The 20,726-nt window shown below is 61.8% G+C and carries 17 protein-coding genes; 9 read left to right on the top strand and 8 right to left on the bottom strand.

All coding sequences use genetic code 11. The annotated features are described in order from the left end of the window. Positions 1 to 173 precede the first annotated feature (173 nt). Entirely contained in the window at positions 174 to 626 is a 453-nt protein-coding gene (locus GCT19_RS34415; protein ID WP_152854431.1) for a hypothetical protein, read from the bottom strand. Between the two features lie 521 nt (positions 627 to 1,147). Here GCT19_RS34415 and GCT19_RS34410 point away from each other — a divergent pair. After that, positions 1,148 to 3,148, top strand: a complete 2,001-nt coding sequence (locus tag GCT19_RS34410) for an ATP-binding response regulator (RefSeq protein ID WP_193727479.1) — start codon at positions 1,148 to 1,150, stop codon at positions 3,146 to 3,148. 34 nt (positions 3,149 to 3,182) lie between these two features. Here the strand turns inward: GCT19_RS34410 and GCT19_RS34405 are convergent, their stop codons facing one another. Beyond that, the gene (locus GCT19_RS34405; RefSeq protein WP_018432394.1) at positions 3,183 to 3,878 is read right to left on the bottom strand and encodes a response regulator; all 696 of its coding nucleotides are present in this window, start codon (positions 3,876 to 3,878) and stop codon (positions 3,183 to 3,185) included. Positions 3,879 to 4,526: 648 nt separating this feature from the next. Between GCT19_RS34405 and GCT19_RS34400 the strand changes: the two genes are divergently transcribed. The 8 genes from GCT19_RS34400 (at position 4,527) to GCT19_RS34365 (ending at position 14,202) form a co-directional block, all read left to right on the top strand. Continuing rightward, the gene (locus tag GCT19_RS34400; RefSeq protein WP_152854429.1) at positions 4,527 to 5,816 is read left to right on the top strand and encodes a quaternary amine ABC transporter ATP-binding protein; all 1,290 of its coding nucleotides are present in this window, start codon (positions 4,527 to 4,529) and stop codon (positions 5,814 to 5,816) included. Next, a complete protein-coding gene (locus GCT19_RS34395) occupies positions 5,813 to 6,694 on the top strand; it encodes an ABC transporter permease (RefSeq protein ID WP_018432392.1) in 882 nt (293 codons plus the stop codon). Before GCT19_RS34400 ends, GCT19_RS34395 begins: the two co-directional genes overlap by 4 nt. 139 nt (positions 6,695 to 6,833) lie before the next feature. After that, entirely contained in the window at positions 6,834 to 7,715 is an 882-nt protein-coding gene (locus GCT19_RS34390; protein WP_152854444.1) for a glycine betaine ABC transporter substrate-binding protein, read from the top strand. A 121-nt stretch (positions 7,716 to 7,836) separates the two neighbouring features. Continuing rightward, positions 7,837 to 9,132 (top strand): serine hydroxymethyltransferase, encoded by a 1,296-nt coding sequence (glyA, locus tag GCT19_RS34385; RefSeq protein ID WP_321576921.1) that lies wholly within the window; start codon positions 7,837 to 7,839, stop codon positions 9,130 to 9,132. 74 nt (positions 9,133 to 9,206) lie between these two features. Continuing rightward, on the top strand, positions 9,207 to 10,094 hold the full coding sequence (locus tag GCT19_RS34380) for a dihydrodipicolinate synthase family protein (RefSeq protein WP_018432389.1): 888 nt from the start codon (positions 9,207 to 9,209) through the stop codon (positions 10,092 to 10,094). A gap of 5 nt (positions 10,095 to 10,099) precedes the next feature. Next, positions 10,100 to 11,431, top strand: a complete 1,332-nt coding sequence (locus GCT19_RS34375; protein ID WP_152854428.1) for an NAD(P)/FAD-dependent oxidoreductase — start codon at positions 10,100 to 10,102, stop codon at positions 11,429 to 11,431. Between the two features lie 17 nt (positions 11,432 to 11,448). Next, positions 11,449 to 12,942, top strand: coding sequence for an aldehyde dehydrogenase (locus GCT19_RS34370; protein ID WP_152854427.1), 1,494 nt, complete (start codon positions 11,449 to 11,451; stop codon positions 12,940 to 12,942). A gap of 258 nt (positions 12,943 to 13,200) precedes the next feature. Beyond that, the gene (locus GCT19_RS34365; protein WP_152854426.1) at positions 13,201 to 14,202 is read left to right on the top strand and encodes a LysR substrate-binding domain-containing protein; all 1,002 of its coding nucleotides are present in this window, start codon (positions 13,201 to 13,203) and stop codon (positions 14,200 to 14,202) included. A gap of 144 nt (positions 14,203 to 14,346) precedes the next feature. Here GCT19_RS34365 and GCT19_RS34360 read toward each other — a convergent pair whose 3' ends face one another. From GCT19_RS34360 to GCT19_RS34335, 6 genes are read right to left on the bottom strand one after another with little or no spacing between them, the layout of a single operon-like run. Then, positions 14,347 to 14,739, bottom strand: a complete 393-nt coding sequence (locus GCT19_RS34360) for a Na+/H+ antiporter subunit G (protein ID WP_018432384.1) — start codon at positions 14,737 to 14,739, stop codon at positions 14,347 to 14,349. 8 nt (positions 14,740 to 14,747) lie between these two features. Further along, complete coding sequence (locus GCT19_RS34355; protein WP_152854425.1) at positions 14,748 to 15,023, bottom strand: K+/H+ antiporter subunit F; 276 nt, start codon at positions 15,021 to 15,023, stop codon at positions 14,748 to 14,750. Continuing rightward, positions 15,017 to 15,511: a Na+/H+ antiporter subunit E gene (locus GCT19_RS34350; protein WP_026228081.1), complete on the bottom strand. Its 495-nt coding sequence runs from the start codon at positions 15,509 to 15,511 to the stop codon at positions 15,017 to 15,019. Before GCT19_RS34350 ends, GCT19_RS34355 begins: the two co-directional genes overlap by 7 nt. Before the next feature lie 2 nt (positions 15,512 to 15,513). After that, positions 15,514 to 17,316, bottom strand: a complete 1,803-nt coding sequence (locus tag GCT19_RS34345) for a monovalent cation/H+ antiporter subunit D (protein WP_152854424.1) — start codon at positions 17,314 to 17,316, stop codon at positions 15,514 to 15,516. Continuing rightward, positions 17,313 to 17,645: a Na+/H+ antiporter subunit C gene (locus tag GCT19_RS34340; RefSeq protein WP_013089015.1), complete on the bottom strand. Its 333-nt coding sequence runs from the start codon at positions 17,643 to 17,645 to the stop codon at positions 17,313 to 17,315. Before GCT19_RS34340 ends, GCT19_RS34345 begins: the two co-directional genes overlap by 4 nt. Then, the gene (locus GCT19_RS34335) at positions 17,645 to 20,446 is read right to left on the bottom strand and encodes a monovalent cation/H+ antiporter subunit A (RefSeq protein ID WP_152854423.1); all 2,802 of its coding nucleotides are present in this window, start codon (positions 20,444 to 20,446) and stop codon (positions 17,645 to 17,647) included. The genes GCT19_RS34340 and GCT19_RS34335 overlap by 1 nt, the downstream gene beginning before the upstream one ends. Between the last annotated feature and the right edge of the window lie 280 nt (positions 20,447 to 20,726).

The raw sequence follows: 20,726 nt of genomic DNA, 5'->3' as shown, positions 1-20,726 counted from the left end.
TTTGCCGCGCCTTACGTGCGACCACGCTGCCCGATTTGCGGTCGACTGAAAGGCAACGCATTCAACGATCTCCACTCCTCGACACAGCCGGTTCGTGGTTTATTTCGGCCCGGTCGGATCTCTGCTGTGAACTGACGGCGATCGAGGTATCCCCACTCGACACATGCAATCGATCATCGATTCCGGTCGGACAATCGGCCGACGAACTTCCATCCCTGATCGGCCACCCAAACATACGTGAAGCCCGTTGGACCGTCGATGAAAACGGTTATGGGCCGCTCTGATCTTGCCGCCTCCTGTTGTCGCTCCGTCGACGCGGGGGTGATTCGCGCTTCGTCCTGTTTCAACGGCACGGCGCGGTCTTCAAGCCGCCAACCGTCTTCATGGACGTAAGTGAGCCGCGACGTTCCGCCTGACGGTGTCAGCAGAGTGAGGGTAAGCGGGCCTTCGTTGATGTCCGCTGGCTGGGCGCCATGGGAGTCCATGTTCGCCGTCACCGATGCATCCGCACCCGTCCTGACGACACCCGCTACAGGTGTGGCAGCCAAACCTATGCTGCACGCCGCTTCGAGCGTCATGAGTGCTGCGAAGGCGAACACCGCGCGTGTGATACGAGGGTTTTTCATGTTAAGTACCTCCTTGCTGGCCGCGCTGTAGGGGTCGTCCATTCGTGCTGTTGAGGGGTGTCAAACGGTACGTTCGGTCGAGGAGCGGCCGTCTCTCGATGAGCTTCACTATCGGCCGAACCGTCGTCGAGCAAAACCCGCACTCCGGAGGGACCGTCTCCCCCCAAGCGGAGCCGTATCAATTGCAGGCTGAGCACGCAGAGATTGCTTGCCGAATGAGCGATCAGCGCGAAGCATCGATGCAAAGACCGATCGCTCCTGGCCGTGCCCGACAGCCGCTTCCATATGAGGAAAACCGAGGGATCGCGGGGTGGATGCCTCGGCATTCCCGCGCATTCGGCTATGTCCTCGCGTCGGCGATTTACATGTTCAGTGAAAAAAGCCGCGGACTTGATCGTCCAAGACTTGCGCTGCTAGGGCGGTTGCCGCTGCGCCGATTGTTCGGAGGGAAGGCGCGTCCTAGAATGATTGAGCTACCTTCATCAAACGCGCCCGGCCAGCGCCGATCGCGACCAACGACGATGAACCTGTTCAGCTTGCCGCAGGCTTCTGCCTGGAAACGCCTGCAACAGCAGCCCGCGCTCGCGACATTCATCGCGCGGCTCGTCGAAACCCTGTGCTGGCCCGCGCGTTTTGCCGATCCCGAGGTCGAGCGCCAGTTCACCATCGAATATGGGCGCGGTTTCGCCGATTTCCGCCGTGCGGCGATCATTCTCGGCACGCTCGTGTGGATGTGCTTCGGCTGGTGGGAGATCAGTCTTGCGCGTCATAGCGAGGCATTCCGGCCGTATTTCGCCGAGATCTTCTTTTTCCGCGTCGCCGGCACGCTCGCCGCAACGGCTGCGATCGTGCTGTCGTTCCGGCCGACGTTCGTGCGCGATGAAACTGCGCATCGAGTCATGCTGTCCGGGATGGCGATCATGTTCGTCTGCCTGACGGTGCAGACTTTCCTCGCGCCACGGCCTTTCAACTACACCCATTTCTTTGTCGGCTTCTACCTGATCCTGTTCTATCAATTCGGTTTTCTGCGTTTGCGCGCGAAGGCGACGTTACTGCTGACGCTCGGCGCAACCGGCGCGATCCTGCTGGCCCAACTCTTGTCGCAGGGAATCGACCCGGACCTCTTCTGGGCGGGCATGTTCTACATCGCAAATGTCGTGGTGATCGGACATAGCGTGAACGTAAATGCGGAGCGGCACGTGCGCGATCGCTACCTCGCAGTGCAGGCGCTCGCGCGCAGCAATGACGCGCTACAGGGTGCCAACGCGGAGCTCGGGCGCAAGCATCAGGATCTGGAGCAGGCGCGGCGCGAGCAGCAGACGCGCTCGGATGCGCTGATGGCGTTGCGCGAGCAGCAGAAAGAGGCCGCCGAGCAGGCGAGTCGCGCCAAATCGCGCTTTCTCGCGGCGGCGGCGCATGATCTGCGGCAGCCGATGCACGCGCTGAACATGTTCCTCGCGGCTGCCGACGAGGCGCTCGCGAAGCGCGACATCGAGACTTCTACCGCACTCATAGGCGATGCACGCAAGGCTTCGGCGCTGAGCGCGCGCCTCTTCAATGCCGTGCTCGATCTGTCGAAGCTCGAGTCGGGCCACGTCAAACCGAGCTATTCGGGTGTCGATCTGGACCGTGTCGCACAGGATGTCGTCGAGCAACTAGCGCCGTTCGCGGCGAGTCTCGACGTCAAGCTGCGCTACTCGCGCGGCGGCCGCCACTGCGCGATGGTCAGGACCGACGCCGACTGGATTCCGCGTGTGCTGAGCAACCTGGTTTCAAACGGCATCAAGTACGCGGATCGCGCGAAGGCCGGACGTTGCGCCGTCATCGTCGCGATCGTGCGCATGCAGAATTACGTGCGCGTCGATGTCGTCGACAACGGCATCGGTATCGCGTCGAAGCATTGGGACGCGATTTTCCAACCCTTCGTGCAGATCAGCAATCCCGAACGCGATCGGGAAAAAGGCTTGGGCCTCGGGCTATCGATCGTCAATGCCGCGGTGTCGCTGTTGGAAGGTCACCGGATGGAGTTCAAGTCGATCGAGGGGAAAGGCTCGCGCTTTTCAATTCGTTTGCCGGTTGCGCAAGCCGGCGCTGAAGTGGCTGTGCCGATTACCGACGTCGCGCCTTCGCGGGCTTCGTTGCGCGGCCTGTATATCCTGCTGGTCGAAGACGACAGGCTGGTGCGCGCGTCGACCGAGGCGTTGTTCGGGCAGTGGGGCGTGTTGTTCGATTCCGCGAATTCACTCGCTGAACTGGAGACCTTAGCGCATACGATCGAACGCTTGCCCGATCTTGTGATTACCGACTATCGGCTGCCCGAGCGGCACACGGCGCACGACGTGGTCCATTTGATCGCCGCGCAATTGCCGCGGCCGGTGCCGTGTCTCGTCATCACCGGCGAGGCGGGCATCAATGCGGAGGGCGTTTTACCGGAACGTTGCATACTCAGCAAGCCGCTTTCCGCCGATACGTTGGCGGCGCGCATGGTCGAACTGGCAAGCCGTCAACGCAGTGTCGTTTAGCACTTGCGCACAGCGCTTGCATATAACCAGCACCTCAGGTTGCCGATGCTTGTGCGGCGGTGGGAATCTCGATGCCGCGGCGCGCCATCTCGACGATCAGGAAAGTGCGTCGCGATACGTTGAAGCGGCTCAACAGATCGCTGATGTACTCTTTCGCGGTGTTTTCCGTGATGCTCATTTTTCGCGCGATCGCCTTGTTCGATAGTCCATGCAGCACGTAGCGCAAGGTTTGCGCGAGTCGCGGCGGCAGATTCAGCGAGTCGATCGGAATGCCTTTGCTGGGCGCCGGCGCTTGTGGTGTGTGTCCGCCTTTGCCGAGCACGCTATTGGGCAGGTACACGCGTCCGTTCAGAATTGTTTGTAGGGCCTCGCGAAATACCGCGCCGCCTTCTTCGCTGGCTTTTGAAATGAAGCCACCCGCGCCATTCTTGATGCAGTCGAGCACCGTTTCGCGATCGTCGCGCGCGGAGAGCATCACGACGTGTAACGAAAGTTCCTGCTGCTGTACCCAATGCAACAACTCGAGCCCGGTGTGCTCGCGCCCTAGCTGATAGTCGAGAAAGATCAGGTCATAGGAGTCGCGCTGCAACCGTTCGACGGCTTCGTCATAACTGCCGGCTTCATCGATATCGAGCGTCGGTTCCGAACTGAGGATCAGGCTTTTCATCGCCGAGCGCGTTAGCCCCTCGTCTTCGACCAGCAAAACGCGGCGAAAAAACAGATTGTCCATCACACCTCCCCGGTCGTAACCATCGTAGCGAGATTGGTGGGGTCTGGAATCCCTCCCTTTCGGGGGACCATTCGGGTATGCGTTCAGGACTAGCTCAGCATCGATTTACTCGTCGCACCTTTTCCGCTCGCGTCCAATCAGTTCGGCAGGGGAGTTACGCAGGATTCCGATAAACCTGGGACATTCCCTATACGACGTCCCAAGCTTTGTAAGCCTCTGATGTTCAGGTTGTTCTTCCTGCCGGCGATAGTCAGCCGCAAAGCCAAGCCCGCTTTGGCTCCCAAAGAATTCCAATTGCAGTGGCACTTTTCTGCAAAAACTACACAAAAGCGCCCCATTACCAAAGGTATGGAAAAGTACCCAGAAAATGTAGCTGGGTGGTGCAATTTGGCGCGCTAATCTCCGATACATGCATTAGGCACCGTTGAACCCGACGTCGACGCACGATTATTCCGCGTCTCACGCAAAGAATAGCGTTTCGTTCAATTGGACAGCGTTGCCATGTTTGCTTTCGGCTCTTGCATTCGCACTTCTGCGATGAAACTGGCTCGGAGGCGGCTAAAAGAAGCGAGACACGCAAGTGGCGACCCTGCAAAGGTCAATACGCCACGCGCTTCAATTTTTGAACCTGCCAGTTGAGATGACAGAATGGCCCAAAACCTGACGTTCGCACCGGGAGGCGTAGTCCATCCCGGCGCCATCAACGCGGAAGACCCGTCCGCCGCAGCGAAATCAATCGCAGTCTCCGGGACCGATATTCTTTCGGTCAGGAATCTGTCGAAGATCTTCGGACCGAAGCCAGAGCGCGCCGCTGAACTCGTAAAGCAAGGTCTCGGTCGGAACGAAATTTTCGAAAAGACCGGCAACATGGTTGCAGTCAATAACGTCAGTCTCACCGTCAAGGCGGGCGAGATTTTCGTGGTCATGGGCCTGTCGGGTTCCGGTAAATCGACGCTGGTTCGACTGCTCAATCGCCTGATTGAACCCACGTCCGGCCAGGTCGTTCTCGAAGGCCGCGACATCGCACCGATGTCCACCTCGGAACTGCGCGAAGTTCGCCGCAAGAAGATGGCGATGGTGTTCCAGTCGTTCGCGCTTCTGCCAAACCGCACCGTCCTCGACAACATCGCGTACGGACTCGAGGTCGCCGGTCTGAAGAAGGCCGAACGCTACGAAATCGCGCGTGCCGCGCTGACGCGAGTCGGTCTGGGCTCGTACGAAAAGCTGCTTCCGAGCGAATTGTCGGGCGGCATGCAGCAGCGCGTCGGCCTTGCCCGCGCACTTGCGGTGAACCCTTCGGTGCTTTTGATGGACGAGGCGTTCTCGGCACTCGATCCGCTGATTCGGTTCGAAATGCAGAACGAGCTTTTGCGGCTACAGAAGGAAGAGCAGCGGACCATCGTCTTCATTTCGCACGACATCGAAGAAGCCATCAAGATTGGCGGCCGGATTGGCATCATGAAGGACGGCTGTCTGATTCAGGTCGGCACACCTGCAGAGCTTATCCAGTCGCCTGTAGACGCGTACGTGCGGGACTTCTTCCGCAATGTCGACGTTTCCCGCTTTCTCAAGGCTGCCACGCTGATGACCGGGGTCGACCGAAGGCTGCTTTCTTGCGACATCGGCACGTCCGCTGAGCGTTACCTCAATCAACTCATCGATAGCGGCGTTGAATGCGGCTATGTATGCGACGACGTAGGTCAATACCGGGGTTGCGTCACGCCCGCATCACTTCATAAGGCAGGCACGCGTCCGGTGCGCGACGCGCTGCTCAGCAATGTGAATGCGGTTTCACTGGAGGCGGACTTGCACGAGCTGGCGTCTATCGCATTGAGCCAGGAACACGATGTACCCGTCACTGATATGGCCGGAAAGCTCGCAGGCGTGGTGTCCTGCCGGACGATACTGAAGCAGGTTATGGAACGGAGGGCAGCATGAATTCGTCAATCATCGGCAAGTTTGCAGAAGACGCCGTCAATTTTCTCTTCCAGCATTTCCGGGGCGGCTTCGACGCATTCTCTGCCGCGCTAGGAGCAGTGGTGAAACTGTTGGAGGATGGACTAGGGGCCATCCCATTCGTCGCCATGCTCGTCATCTTCGTGGCTTTTGCGCTCTGGCGGCGTGGCATCGTGTTCGCGGCGTTCGTGGGCATTGCGCTGTCGGCCATCCATTACATGGGACTGTGGACTCAAACCGTCTCCACGCTCGCACTCGTTATTGCCGCAACGTTCTTCAGTCTGGTCGTTGGTGTGCCACTGGGAATCTGGGGGGCAAGGAACAAGCGGGTGGAAGTCGTGTTGCGCTCGCTGCTCGACTTCATGCAGACGATGCCAGCCTTTGTCTATCTGATTCCAGCCGTCATCCTGTTCGGATTGGGGCGTGTTCCCGCCGTGATTGCCACCGTCGTTTTTGCCATGCCACCCGTCGTACGTCTCACCACGTTGGGTATCCGGCAGGTGCGCGAAGAGTTGCTGGAGGCAGGCCGCTCTTTTGGCAGCACAGACATGCAACTTCTCTGGAAAGTCCAGTTGCCGAACGCACTGCCGTCCATCATGGCCGGCGTGAACCAGACCATCATGATGGCGCTTTCGATGGTCGTCATCGCATCGATGATTGGCGCCGGTGGCTTGGGCGAGTATGTGTTGAGCGGCATTCAACGGCTCGACATCGGGATTGGCTTCGAAGGCGGGCTCGGAGTCGTATTGCTCGCCATCGTTCTCGACCGCCTGACCGAAAGCTTCGGCATGAAGGCGAACAAAACAAAACGCAGCGGTCGAGCAGCAAAAGCCGGCACAGGCGCCGCAGCTCGCACGTGACGCAAACGACCTACGGTCGCTGATTGCACGGCCGGTGCGGTGCAATCAGCAAAGGCAGTATCGAGTTCAAGTACCGGGCCTGTCGTTTAGCCGAGTCCATCGAATATTCAATGATTTTCTCTTCAACTGGGAGTGCGATATGAAAAGCCATCTGCTCAAGTCGCTTATTGCGAAAGTAGCGATATCGACAGTCGTTGCCATGAGCGCCGGCACTGGGACTTCGGTCGCGGCCGAATCCATCAAGATGGCGGTCACGAACTGGGCAGACGTTTTGGCCGTTGCGAACGTGGCCAAATACGTGCTCGAGACCAAGCTTCAGCAGCCGGTCAAGTTTGTGCAGGCCGACATCGGCATTCAGTATCAAGGTGTCGCGCGTGGTGACCTTGACATCATGGTGGGCGGCTGGCTGCCGGTCACCCACGCGGCTTATTACGCGAGGTACAAGAACGATATGGATGATGTCGGCATCATCTACACGGGAGGCAAAAACGGCTGGGCCGTGCCGGCGTACATTCCCGAGTCGGAACTGTCGTCCATTTCCGACCTCAACAAGCCGGACGTCAAAGCCAGGCTGAATGGGACGATCGACGGCATCGAGCCGGGCGGTGGCTTGATGCAGGCGTCCGAAAAGACCATCAAGGGCTACGACCTCAACGGCTACAACCTGCAGTCGTCGAGTGAGGCCGGCATGCTCGCTGGCGTTTCGCGAGCCTATCAGTCGAAGCAATGGGTGGTTGCCACGGTGTGGAGTCCCCACTGGCTTTTTCAGAAGTGGCAGATGCGTTATCTGAAGGACCCGAAAGGGACCTTGGGTAGCGAGGAGCAGGTTCACGCCTTCGCGTCCAAACAGTTCGCATCCAGGTATCCCCGTGCCGACGTCTTCTTCAAGCATTTCAAGCTGACGCTCGCTGACGTCGAATCGATCGAGTACGAAGGCAATGCCACGAACGACTATGCAAGCGCGGCGAAAAAATTCGTCGACGCACATCCCGACAAGCTGAAGGACTGGTTGCAGCAGTAGGTCGAGGTGAGTTCGCCGTGGACGAGTGGAGTCGATCTTGTTCCCGGCGAGTCGCGCATTGCCCGCGTCAACGGTCGCACTTGCAAGTCTTGCTTCAAACGATTTCATCCGGAGTGACCACGTGAACGAGAACTCACGCTTTTTTGCTGAAACCCTGCAGAGCCGCGACCCGGTTATCGCATCAGAGATTGCGTTGGAGATGCGCCGGCAGCAAACGCAGATCGAGCTGATTGCGTCCGAAAACATCGTTTCGGCTGCGGTGATGGAAGCACAGGGTACTGTGCTGACCAACAAGTACGCCGAGGGATACCCGTCGAAGCGCTATTACGGCGGCTGTGAACACGTGGACAGGGTCGAAGCGCTCGCCATTGACCGCGTCAAAGCCCTGTTCGAAGCCGAATACGCGAACGTGCAGCCTCATTCGGGAGCGCAAGCGAACGGCGCTGTGATGTTGGCGCTCGTGAAGCCGGGCGACACGGTGTTGGGCATGTCGCTCGATGCGGGCGGCCACCTGACGCACGGAGCCCGCCCGGCGCTTTCCGGCAAGTGGTTCAACGCCGTCCAGTACGGCGTAAGTCCAGATACTCACCGCATCGATTACGAGCAGGTCCGGCGGCTCGCGGAAGAGCATCGTCCTAAGCTCATTATCGCGGGCTATTCGGCCTATCCGCGTGCTTTGGATTTCGCTGCATTCCGCGATATTGCAGATAGCGTTGGCGCACTATTGATGGTCGATATGGCGCACATCGCAGGCATCGTGGCGGCCGGCCGGCACGAGAATCCTATTCGTTTCGCAGATGTGGTGACGTCGACTACCCACAAGACGCTTCGCGGTCCGCGAGGCGGGTTCATCCTGACGAACAAAGGCGAGATTGCCAGGAAAATCAATTCCGCCGTATTCCCGGGCCTACAGGGGGGCCCGCTCATGCACGTCATCGCAGGTAAGGCTGTGGCATTTGGCGAGGCGCTTCGTCCGGAATTCGCGGCGTATATCGACCGGGTGCTGCGTAACGCGCAGGCGCTCGGCAACGTCCTCAAGTCGGGTGGCCTGAACCTGGTCACGGGTGGAACCGACAACCGCCTGCTGCTCGTCGATCTGCGCTCGAAGCGCCTGACCGGTACGCAGTCGGAAAAGGCACTGGAGCGTGCGGGCATCACCTGCAACAAGAACGGTATTCCATTCGACACGGAGAACCCGACCGTCACTTCGGGAATCCGGCTTGGCACACCTGCAGGTACGACGCGCGGTTTGGGAACCGAGCAGTTCGAGCAGGTAGGACACATGATTCTGGAGGTCCTGGCCGCACTCGAACAAGCTCCCGACGGCGACGAACGGGTCGAGCGTGCTGTGCGCAGCCGGGTACGAGACCTCTGCAACCAGTTTCCGATTTACTCACATGCGGACGCTCTCGTTTAACCCACAAGAGAGCGAAATGACTTCGGCAATTCGTCGGAAAACGTTGCCATTCCTTATTTGAAGAGAGAACCAATATGAGCTTCGAGGGAGTACATACACCGCTGGTTACGCCGTTCAAGGCGGACGGCGAGATCAATTATCAATTGCTCGGCAAGCATGCAGCCAATCTGGCGGGGCGTGTCGCAGGTCTTGGAGTCGGCGGGACCACGGGCGAATACTACGCGCTCAATTTCGACGAGCGTGTCCGGACATTCAACACCGTAGCCGAAGCGGCAGGCGGAAAAACGTATCTGACGGCCGGCATCAACGCGACGACGACGAATGAAGTCATTCGCCTCGGGCAGGAAGCGAAGCGCGCGGGTCTGCCTGCATTGCTGCTTGCCGCTCCGTATTACGCCCAACCCACGCAGGAAGAGTTGCTGACTCACATGCTGAAGGTGGACGACAGTCTCGATATGCCCATCATGCTTTACAACTTTCCGGCCCGCACGGGAACGGAGATTGGCGATGCCGTACTGGAAAAGCTGCTGGAGCGTCCGAACTTCGTCGCGATGAAGGAGAGCACCGGCGATATTTCGCATCTGCATCACCTTGCCACGCACTTCCGCGACAGGCTGGTGCTGAGCTGCGGCATGGACGACCAGGCGCTCGAGTTCTTCGTTTGGGGGGCAAAGAGCTGGGTCGGCGGCGCGTCCAACTTTCTGCCCGAAGCTCACACCGCGCTTTTCGACGCGTGCGTGAAGCGTAATGACTTCGAATCCGGCCGCAAGCTGATGGCACAACTGCTGCCCGTGCTCGAACTGCTGGAACGCAGCGGGAAGTTTATCCAATACGTTCGATACGGATGTGAGCTGGCAGGTACGCCTGTAGGTGTCGCCCGGGCGCCGCTCGGTACGCTAACGGAAGACGAGCGCAGCGCGTTTTCGAAGCTGGTTCAACCCCTGTTGCGCAACGCGCAGTAACGTTCATGGCCTCGAACCTCGAATTCGCGCGCTTCCCGGCTCCGGATGGGGTGAACGGGTGGTGGGAAAGTCTGCCGCCGCCTCGCCCGGCCGAAACTGTCTCGTCTGAACGGCGATTCGACTGGGTGATTATCGGCGGTGGAATCACGGGGCTATGTGCTGCCCGGCGGCTGGCTGAACTGGCACCGGACGCCTCGATAGCACTGGTCGAGGCCGACCGAATTGGGCGCACCACAGCAGGACGCAATTCCGGGTTCTTCGTCGATTTGCCGCACGACATCAGCAGCGAAAGCTACTCGCGAAGCGTTGAGGCGGACAAGGCGGATATTCGCCTGCAACGCCACGGCATCGACTACGTACGGTCGGTGGTGAAGCAACACGGCATCGACTGCGACTGGCGGGATGACGGCAAATTCCATGCTTCGGTGAACAGGAAGGGTCACGCAGCACTGACTCAATTCGCTAGCGGACTCGCTCGCATCGATGAAGATTTTGAATGGCTGGACGAAGCCGCCATCGCGAAGGTGACTGGCACCGGGTTTTACCACGGCGCGCTCTTTACGCCAGGATGCAGCACGGTCCAGCCCGCGGCCCTGATGCGCGGCCTTGCCGCGACTCTGGCGGCAAACGTGAAGGTCTTCGAGCTCAGCGCGGTGAAGGGAATCGACGACCTGGGGGCGAACAAAGTCTTGAGCTTTGCCACAGGGAAAATCGTGGCGAAGCGTGTGATTCGCTGCACCAATGCCTACGCCGCGACGTTCGGCGGGCATCCGAACGGCCTGTTGCCTGTGTACACCTTCGCGTCGATGACCCGCGCGATGACGCCGGACGAAGTACGGCAACTGGGCGGCACGCGCTCGTGGGCACTGATTCCGGCCGACCCGATGGGTTCGACTGTACGGCGTCTGATTACCGACCGCATCTGCGTCCGCAATCATTTCGCGTTTCGACCCAGCCTCGAGTTGTCGGAAACTGACCTGGCGAAAGCCAGGAGCCTGCATCAACGCTCGTTCGACCGGCGCTTTCCGATGCTGAAGGGCGTTGAGCTCGAGTACACGTGGGGCGGCCCGTTGTGTCTGTCGGTCAACAACGGAGCACTCTTTGGGCGCCGTGGCGATGGTGTTTTCGAAGCCGTAGGGTGCAATGGTCTCGGTCTGAGCAGGGGCTCCGCGTCCGGGAAGCTGATCGCCGAATACGCACTCGGTCACGACAACGACCTGATTCAGCAGCTATTGAATCAACCGCATCCGCGCTCACTGCCGGTTCGTCCCATTGCCGACGTCGCTGTTACCGCGGCTATCTGGATGAAGGAATTTGCGGCGGGAACCGAGCTTTAAATCTGTGAGGACAGGACATGACGACTTATCAGGAATGGAAGCACAAAGCACAGAACTTGTCGCTGGACGGGCGAGCGTTTATCGCCGGGCAGCGATGTCCGGCGGCATCGAACGAGACCTTTCAGACTTTGAATCCGTCGACGGGAAAAGTACTGGCCGAGATTGCGAAGTGCGAATCGAAAGATATCGACCGGGCAGTCGCGGCGGCGAGAGATGCGTTCGAGTCCGGAGTGTGGTCAAAGGCAGCGCCCGCCCAGCGAAAAGCAGTGCTTTTGCGTCTGGCGCAACTGATTGAGGAAAACGCCGAAGAGCTGGCGCTTCTCGAGGCGCTAGAGGCCGGCAAGCCGATCAGCGAGTGCATGGGACTGGATATCCCGGAGTCGGCGGCGTGCATCCGTTGGCACGCGGAAGTCACCGACAAGCGATACGACGCGCTGTCGCCATCGGGCTCGAGCGTCGTGAGCATGATTACCCGTGAACCGATTGGTGTCGTGGGCGCGGTGTTGCCGTGGAATTTCCCGGCGCTGATGCTCGCGTGGAAAGTCGGTCCGGCGCTTTCGGTCGGCAATAGCGTCATCGTGAAACCCGCGGAGCAAACCTCGCTTTCCACGTTGCGTATCGCGGACCTCGCTTTGCAAGCCGGTGTGCCTGCGGGCGTGTTTAGCGTCGTTACCGGCTTCGGCGAAAGCGCAGGCCAGCCATTGGGCCGACATGCCGATGTCGACCTCGTGGCGTTTACGGGCTCCACCGAAACGGGAAAGCGATTCCTTCACTATTCCGCCGACACAAACCTGAAGCGGGTCGTGCTGGAATGCGGTGGCAAAAACCCGCAAGTCGTGCTTCCCGACGTCGCGAATCTCGATGCTGTCGCGGAGCAGGCGGTGGCCGCCGCGTTCTGGAACATGGGCGAAAACTGCAGCGCCGGCTCGCGGATTCTCGTTCCGTCTGCCACCAAGGCGCAGTTGCTCGAAAAGGTGCAGGGCGTCCTCGAAGGATGGAAGACGGGCGACCCGCTCGACCCCGACGTGAAGCTCGGCTCTCTGATTGAAGAAAAGCACTATGAAAAAGTGCTCGCGCACGTCGAGAAGGCGAAGTCGGAAGGGGCGCGCCTGGTTTGTGGCGGCAAGGCCACTCGCACTGACACGGGCGGGTGGTTTGTCGAGCCGACCATCTTCGATAACGTCACGCCGGAGATGAGCATCGCGCGCGAAGAGGTCTTTGGTCCTGTGGTCTGCTTTATCGAATACGCTGATGTCGACGAGGCAGTGCGGATCGCCAACGATACGTGCTATGGACTGGCCGCATCGCTGTGGACCGACAACGTCAATAACGCGCACAAGATGGCTGCTCGCATCCGCGCGGGTACGGTAACGGTGAACTGCTTCGGCGAAGGCGACCTGTCGACCCCATTCGGCGGCTTCAAGCAATCCGGCTTCGGCGGTCGTGACAAGTCCGTCTATGCGCACGACCAGTATTGCGAGCTGAAGACCACCTGGCTGAAGCTCGATTGAGTCCTGTCCGACGCTTGGCGTCGTGTGTCTGGCCGTTGTTCCGCAAATAGCAGGCAGCCGCGAAGCGTAATATAGGTAGATAGGGCAGCTGTCTTTTGCTGCCTGCCCTTGTCAGCCAACCCGAAGACTCACTAACCATTGTTGCGCGAGAGCGAGTTGGCTCGGACGCGGGTTCGACGCACTGTCAGGGGCAGTGCGCAGCGTTGATGGGGCGGCCTTAAGGCCGCCCGGGCGCTTCCGCTTCATAGGGTGATAGCCATGCAAAAGAAACAGGTATTTGCCGACCGATTGCTCACACAGATGCCGTCTTTACGGGCGCTCAAATGCTTTGTCACGGCCGCTCGGTACGAAAGCTTCACACAGGCAGCAGAGGTGCTTTGTGTTACGCAGGCGGCAATTAGCAGACAAATCAAGGAACTCGAGGACTCGCTCGAAGTTGCGCTGTTCGAGCGGACCGGGAGGCACATCGCGCTCACCGACGCGGGGCGCATTCTGTACAACGCGTCCTATCTGTCCATCATGAACATCGCCGAGGCGGCACAGGCGGTACGCCGGACCGACAAGCATGCGCTGACGCTGTGCGTTTCGCACACTTTCTCGGCGCTATGGCTGTCGTTCAGGCTGCCCTCGTTCCGCAAGCGCTTTCCAGACATCCGGTTGCACGTGATGGTGACGGAGCATTTCATGGAACTCGATGATCTGATGGAACCCGACATCATCATCACCAAGAATCCGCCACGCGAACCGGAATACGAAACCGAGCCGCTCTTTCATGATGTCGTGTATCCGGTCTGCAGCCAGTCGTTTTACGAGCGTCATTTTCAAGGCCGGTACGTGAAACCGCTGGACCTTCTGTCGTACGCCACGCTGAATCTTTCGTTGTTGGGGCGAGCCCAGATTTGCGAGCACGTCGACTGGTCCGTGTGGCGAAACTGGTTTCAGGAAGGTGATGGTCCGGACAAACTGGTCGAGAACGAACGTCTGGAAAGCAACGATTATCGACTTCTTGTATCGCAAGCTGAAGCTGGCGAGGGCACTCTGCTTGGCTGGCATCACCTCGTCCACCGCCAGGTCGCGCAGGGAATACTGGTTCGTCCGGTACAAAACGCGCTCGAATTTCACGACCGGCACCATTACTTGATAACGCACAAGAACGCAAAGCTTCGTCCGGAATATCTTCAGTTCCGCGCATGGCTCGGGGAGGAAGTGGCCGCAATGATGCGCGAATGGCGAGGTGTCGAGGCCGAAACAACAAAGTAAGGCGTGCGGATCTCGGTCGCAAAAGGCGTTTGGCGAATCGCCAGACGCTTATCGCGTGGCGCGACCACAGAGTCAAACACACGCGTTTGCCGATGCTCAACGACATGCAGCTTGCGCAGCAGCGAGCTCGGGAAGCCTCACGGCTCACCCTTCATCCCGCTCCCGCAACTCTCCCGTATCCCCCCGGTTCGCACTCGCCCCCGTAGCAGGCGGCCGCCCCCGCGTTGCCCGCCATAGCGGCACCCCCTGCTGGGTCCCAGCCTTGGCCAGCATATGCGCACTGATCGGCGCGGTAAGAAACAGGAACGCCGGAATCAGCAACTCATGCAGGCTCGCGAAGTTGTTATGCGCGCTGAAATACACCACCGACGCGAGCACGATACCGCCCACACCGAGCGTGGTCGACTTGGTCGGACCGTGCAGCCGCATGAAGAAATCAGGCAGTCGCGCGAGCCCGACCGCCCCGATCAGCGTAAACAGACTGCCGACCAGCAGCAGCAAACAAACGATCGCTTCGACAAAGGTTTCCATCGGCATACCTCACGCTAGTTGAGTTCGATGATGTCGCCGCGCTGCAGGTACTTCGTGAGCGCGACGGTACCCACGAAACCCATTACGGCAATCAGCAGCGCCACCTCGAAGAGAACCGTCGAGCGCAGGCTGATGCCGTACACGACGATCAACGCGATCGCATTGATGTTCAGCGTGTCGAGCGCGACGATGCGATCGGGCAGCAACGGACCGCGCACGAGGCGCCACAGCGTGAGCAGAAACGCGATGCCGAGGATCGCGAGCGAGATCGGAATCACGATGGCTAGCATGCGAAGATCTCCATCAAAGGGGCTTCATAACGGGATTTGATCAGCGCGATCAGCGCCGCTTCGTCGTCGAGGTCGAGCACGTGCACGGTGAGGCGCGTGCGGTCGTCGCTGAGTTCGGCGCACAGCGTGCCGGGACTCAGCGACACCACGCTGATGAGCACCGTGAGCGCGATCTCGTGGGTGCTGTCGAGCGGCACTTCGATGAACGCCGGGCGCAGCCGCGTCGTCGGGCCGAGCACGAGCAGCGCGACCTCGATATTGGCCACGATGATGTCGACCAGCACATGCCAGGCGAGACGAACGAGCAGCCACGGCCGGCCGAAGCGCATAGGCCTCAGCCACAAGCCTTCGGCGACGCGAAAGGAGATCACGCAGCCGAGCACGGCACCGAGCAGCAGATTGCCCGGCGAGACGTCGTTCATCAGCAGCACCCAGCAGATGATCAGCAACACGGTGAGCCACGGGTGGGGGAAGAGCCTTTTCAGCATCATCAGTTTCCCTGAGCGTCGGCCGTAGACGCGGCGGCCGCTGGTGGCGAAGATCGCGGCGCGGGCAGGATCGCGTGCACATAGGCGGCGCGATCGAATAGCTGCGCAGCGGTATCGGTCAGGTAGTGCCGCACCGCCCCCGCGCCGAGCGTGATGGCCACGACGCAGCCGAGCAGGGCCGCGCAGGCCGCGAGCTTCGCGTTGCTGCCGCGCGGCGCGCGCTCCTCCTCGCCGGCCGCGGCGCGCGCGGCCGGCGCGGCCCACAGCAGGCGCGTGCCCGTGCGGCTCAGCGCGACGATCGACAGCAGGCTCGATAACAGTACAGCCGGCCACAGCACGCCTGCCGCCCCGGTCGGGGTGGCGGCCAGCACCATCGCCTTGCCGAGGAAGCCAGACAGCGGCGGCAGGCCCGCGGCACCCACCGCGGCGATCAGATAGAGCAGCGCCGCAAGGTTCGAAGGCCACGGTGCACGCGTGCGCGGGGCTGCGTCGACCGGAGCTTCGGCTTCGGCGTGAGCCGGTTGCGCGGCTAGCACGGCGAGCGCGCCGGCCGTCTCGATCTGCGGCGGCTGCACGCGCGCCAGCGTCGCCAGCGCCTCGCCGCCGGGGTCGGGCGAGAAGGCCAGGGCGGCCGCGTCGTCTAGCGCTTCGAGCGAGCCGGGTTCGATCGCGTTGGCATCCGCATTGGCGTCGGCGGAAACAGCGGCTTGGGCGGCATGGGCGGCGCGCGGTGCCGGGGCTGGCTCGGGTTCGAGCGTGTCGGCGAGCAGGAACAGCGCGCCTGTGCAGAGCGTCGTGCTGATCAGGTAGTAGAGCAGTGCGCTCCATGCAAGCGGCGTCTGTTGCGCGATCGCCGCAATCAGCAGCCCCACCGAAACAAGCACGAGATAGCCCGTCGTGGTCTTGAGACTCGACACCGCCAGCGCGCCCAGCGCGCCGAACACGATCGTCGCGATCGCGAGCCACCATGCCCACTGATGCATGAACGCATCGAGCACGCCGCCGGCCGCGCCGAACACGAGCGCATCGCAGCGCAGCATCGCGTAGATGCCGACCTTGGTCATGATCGCGAACAGCGCGGCCACCGGGCCGATGGCGCTGCGGTAAGCCTGCGGCAACCAGAACGACATCGGAAACACGGCGGCCTTGAGGCCGAACACCAGCATCAGCGTCGCGCCCGCGAACTGCGCGAGCGGCAGCGTCTCGGGACCGAGACGCGCCAGATGTTCACCCATGTCGACCATGTTCAGCGTGCCCGTGACGCCGTAGAGCACGCCGATCGCGACCAGGAAGAACGACGAGCCGACCAGGTTCAGCAACAGATAGTGCAGTCCGTTGCGCACCCGTCGCGCGCCGCCACCATGCAGCAGCAGCGCGTACGACGCGATCAGCAGCAGCTCGAAGAACACGAACAGGTTGAAGAGATCGCCTGCGAGGAAGGCGCCGTTCAGGCCCATCAGCTCGAACTGGAACAACGCGCGGAAATAGCGGCCGCGCCTCGCGTCCTCGCTCGAGGTGCCAAGCAGGCAGCAGACCGCGAGCACCGCGGTGAGCACCAGCATCAGCGCGCCGAGCCGGTCGAGTTCCAGCACGATGCCGAACGGCGCGGGCCATGCGCCGAGCGCGTAGCTGGCGATCTCGCCTTGCGCGGCGCGCGCCATCAGCAGGCACGCGACGGGCAGCAGCGCGATGATGGCGAGCGCGTTCAGCGCGCGCTGCAGGCGCTTCGCGCGCAGCGGCAGCGCGACGATGACGCCAGCGGAAAAGAGCGGAATCAGGATCGGGAGCAGGAGGACGTGGTTCATTCGCCGAGCGTCTCCTCGCCATTGACGTGATCGTTGCCGGTGCTCGCAAACGAGCGCAGCGCGAGCACCACGGTGAAGGCCGTCATCGCGAAGCCGATCACGATGGCCGTCAGCACGAGCGCCTGCGGCACCGGATCGACGTATTGCGCCCCCGCCGTGATCACCGCTGGCTTGCCGATCGTGAGCCGGCCCATGCCGAGCAGGAACAGGTTGATCGCATAGGAGAACAGCGTGATGCCGAGAATCACCGGCAACACGCGCGCGCACAGCAGCAGGTAGATGCCGCACGCGCAAAGCACGCCGATCGCGATGGCAAAGGCGGCTTCCATCAGCTTTTCTCCACGGACTGCATGTCCTTGTCGCGCACGCCGAGGTGCGAGACGATCGTGAGCGTCGTGCCGACTACCGCGCCCATCACGCCGAGATCGAACAGCATCGCCGTGGACAGTTCGATTTCGCCGATCAGCGGCACGTGCAGATGCCCGAACGCGCTGGTCAAAAACGGCTGGCCGAACGCGAGGCTGCCGAGCCCCGTGGCCGCCGCGATCAGAATGCCGAGGCCCGCGAGCGCGCGGTAGTTGAGGTGGATGCGCGACTCGGTCCACAGCACCCCGCTCGCGACGTACTGCAGCAACAGCGCGATCGAGATGATCAGCGAAGCGATGAAGCCGCCCCCGGGCAGGTTGTGGCCGCGCAGGAACACGAACACGGCGACGAGCACGGTGAGCGGCAGCATCAGCCGCGCGAGGATCGCCAGCATCAGCGGATGCGATTGCGACGACCACGGCCGGCCGTCCGGCCCCGCCTCGGGCGACTTCAGGCGCAATCCGCGCAGCAGCGCCTTGACGGCGAGCCCCGCGACCACGAGCACGCTGATTTCGACCATCGTATCGAAGCCGCGGAAATCCACGAGGATCACGTTGACGACGTTGTGGCCGCCGCTACCCGGCAGCGCGTTGGCGAGGAAGTACGGTGCGATGCCCGGCAGCGGTGCGCTCGTCATGATCCGGTACGACACGGCGCCGAGCAGTGCGCCGCCGCCGAGCGCGAGCACACCGTTGCGCAGCCGGACGGGGAGCGGCTCGACGACACGTTGCAGCGCGGGCAGGAAATAGACGGCCAGCACGAGCAGCAAGATCGTGACCACTTCGACGGAGATCTGCGTGAGCGCGAGATCGGGCGCGGAGAAGCGCACGAAGGCGAGCGACACGAGCAGGCCGCAGGTGCTCAGCATCACCAGCGCGTAAAGCGTGCGCGCACGCACCAGCACCACGCCGACCGCGAGCAGTGCCATCAGCACGAGGCCGCCAAGCGTGAAGGGATCGGGCGGCAGGCGGGTATGGCTGCCGCTCCACGTATCGAGCGCGACGAGCGGCACGCCCGGCACGATCAGCATCGCCGCGATCAGCCATGCGAGGTAGGCCGGCAGCGAGCGCGTCTCGAACACGCGCACGATCACGCCGGCGCTCTGTTCGAGACGCTGCACGAAGCGGTCGAAGATCTCGCTCGCGTTCAACTCGGTGAGCGCCGTGCGACGGTGGCGGAACGTATTGCGGCGCAGGAAAAAGAGCGCCGCGCCCGCCGCGAACGACACCACGCTCATCACGAGTGGCGTGTTGACGCCGTGCCACAGGCTCAGGCTGTAGTCGGGCAGCTTGCCGCCGAGCGTGACCCACGCGGCCGACTCGAGCAGCCTGCCGATGCTTTGCTGCGGGAACAGGCCGATCAGCAGGCAAAGCGCCACCAGAATCTCGACCGGCAGCCTCATGAAGCGCGGCGCCTCGTGCGGCGGATAGTGCGGCAGGTCGCGCGGCGTCTCGCCGTCGAAGAACACGCCCCACACGAAACGCAGCGAGTACGCCACCGAGAGCGCCGCCGCCGCGATCGCGATGACCGGCACGGCGAGGTTCAGCGGCCCGAACATGCTTTGCGCGAGCGTTTCGCCGAAGAACATTTCCTTCGACAGAAAGCCGTTGAGCAGCGGCACGCCGGCCATCGACAGCGACGCCACGCTCGCGAGCAAGGCCGTATGCGGCATGTACCTGCGCAGGCCGCGCAGACGGCCCAGATCGCGCGTGCCGGTTTCGTGATCGACGATGCCCGCCGCCATGAAGAGCGACGCCTTGAACACCGCGTGGTTGACCGTGTGAAAAAGCGCGGCGACGGTCGACAGCTGCGTGTCGAGGCCGAACAGCAGCACGATCAGGCCGAGATGGCTGATGGTCGAATAGGCGAGCAGGCCCTTCAAATCGCGCTGGATCAACGCCATCCCCGCGCCGCCGACGAGCGTGACGAGCCCGGCCACCGTCGCCGTGTACGCCCACAGGTGAGTGCCTTCGAAGACCGGATAGAGACGCGCGAGCAGGAACACGCCGGCCTTCACCATCGTCGCCGAATGCAGATAGGCCGACACGGGCGTGGGCGCCGACATCGCGTGCGGCAGCCAGAAGTGGAAAGGAAACTGCGCCGACTTGGTGAACGCCGCGAACAGCGTGAGCAGCAGAATCGCCGGATAGAGTGGATCGTGCTGCACCTTGTCGAGCTGGGCGAGCACGTCGTTCAGCTCGTAGCTGCCGCATACGTCGCCGAGCAGCAGCACCGCCGCCAGCAGCGCGAGCCCGCCCGCGCCGGTGATGGTGAGCGCCATGCGCGCGCCGCGCCTCGCGTCGGGCCGGGTAGGCCAGAAGCCGATCAGCAGAAACGAGACGAGGCTCGTCAGTTCCCAGAAGATGACGAGCAGCAGCAGGTTGTTCGACAGCACGATTCCGAGCATCGCGCCCATGAAAAGCAGAAGCTGCAGATACAGACGCGGCAACGCATCGCTGCCGGCGAGGTAGTAGCGCGCGTAGATGAAGATCAGCAGGCCGATCGCGAGTACGAGCAGCGCGAACATGAACGACAGGCCGTCGAGTCGCAGCGACAGCGCGAGGCCGATGTCGGGCACCCACTGATGGCGCCATTGCAGCACGTCGTGGTCGGCCATGCCCACCCGTTCGCTCAGTAGCAGCCCGCACCCGAACAGCGCCGTCGCGAATGCGATCCAGGTGCTGAGCGCGGCGGCGCGCCGCCTCGTGAGCGCAATCAGCGTCGCGGCCATGAATGGAAGTAGGACGAGCCACGCCAGTACCATTCGATGCCCTCCGGGAGTTCGAGTGTCAGGCGGTGATGCTGGCCGGTAGAGTGAACGAGAATTCCACCGGACGGGCGGCCGCCCAACGCACACAATCATAGCCGCAACCGGGTCGGCTTCTCGCATCGATGCATGAGGCATCAAGATCGTGAACCAACCGATCTCCGATCATGCGGTCAGGTCCTTGCGCCAAGTCTTACGACGTGAGTACAGAAACGCCCCCCATCACGCCCCCATCACGCCGCCCTGGCCAGCCGCCTTCCTGCACGCCCCCCCGTTC

The sequence above is a fragment of the Paraburkholderia atlantica genome, from assembly GCF_009362785.1.
GTDB lineage: Bacteria > Pseudomonadota > Gammaproteobacteria > Burkholderiales > Burkholderiaceae > Paraburkholderia > Paraburkholderia atlantica.
Note: the sequence above shows the minus strand (reverse complement) of the source record. Positions and strands in the feature narration are given on the sequence as shown.

Coding starts and splice junctions, on each gene's coding strand:
- GCT19_RS34415 (WP_152854431.1), bottom strand. CDS start 626: ATGAAAAACCCTCGTATCACACGCGCGGTGTTCGCCTTCGCAGCACTC.
- GCT19_RS34410 (WP_193727479.1), top strand. CDS start 1,148: ATGAACCTGTTCAGCTTGCCGCAGGCTTCTGCCTGGAAACGCCTGCAA.
- GCT19_RS34405 (WP_018432394.1), bottom strand. CDS start 3,878: ATGGACAATCTGTTTTTTCGCCGCGTTTTGCTGGTCGAAGACGAGGGG.
- GCT19_RS34400 (WP_152854429.1), top strand. CDS start 4,527: ATGGCCCAAAACCTGACGTTCGCACCGGGAGGCGTAGTCCATCCCGGC.
- GCT19_RS34395 (WP_018432392.1), top strand. CDS start 5,813: ATGAATTCGTCAATCATCGGCAAGTTTGCAGAAGACGCCGTCAATTTT.
- GCT19_RS34390 (WP_152854444.1), top strand. CDS start 6,834: ATGAAAAGCCATCTGCTCAAGTCGCTTATTGCGAAAGTAGCGATATCG.
- GCT19_RS34380 (WP_018432389.1), top strand. CDS start 9,207: ATGAGCTTCGAGGGAGTACATACACCGCTGGTTACGCCGTTCAAGGCG.
- GCT19_RS34375 (WP_152854428.1), top strand. CDS start 10,100: ATGGCCTCGAACCTCGAATTCGCGCGCTTCCCGGCTCCGGATGGGGTG.
- GCT19_RS34370 (WP_152854427.1), top strand. CDS start 11,449: ATGACGACTTATCAGGAATGGAAGCACAAAGCACAGAACTTGTCGCTG.
- GCT19_RS34365 (WP_152854426.1), top strand. CDS start 13,201: ATGCAAAAGAAACAGGTATTTGCCGACCGATTGCTCACACAGATGCCG.
- GCT19_RS34360 (WP_018432384.1), bottom strand. CDS start 14,739: ATGCCGATGGAAACCTTTGTCGAAGCGATCGTTTGTTTGCTGCTGCTG.
- GCT19_RS34355 (WP_152854425.1), bottom strand. CDS start 15,023: ATGCTAGCCATCGTGATTCCGATCTCGCTCGCGATCCTCGGCATCGCG.
- GCT19_RS34350 (WP_026228081.1), bottom strand. CDS start 15,511: ATGCTGAAAAGGCTCTTCCCCCACCCGTGGCTCACCGTGTTGCTGATC.
- GCT19_RS34345 (WP_152854424.1), bottom strand. CDS start 17,316: ATGAACCACGTCCTCCTGCTCCCGATCCTGATTCCGCTCTTTTCCGCT.
- GCT19_RS34340 (WP_013089015.1), bottom strand. CDS start 17,645: ATGGAAGCCGCCTTTGCCATCGCGATCGGCGTGCTTTGCGCGTGCGGC.
- GCT19_RS34335 (WP_152854423.1), bottom strand. CDS start 20,446: ATGGTACTGGCGTGGCTCGTCCTACTTCCATTCATGGCCGCGACGCTG.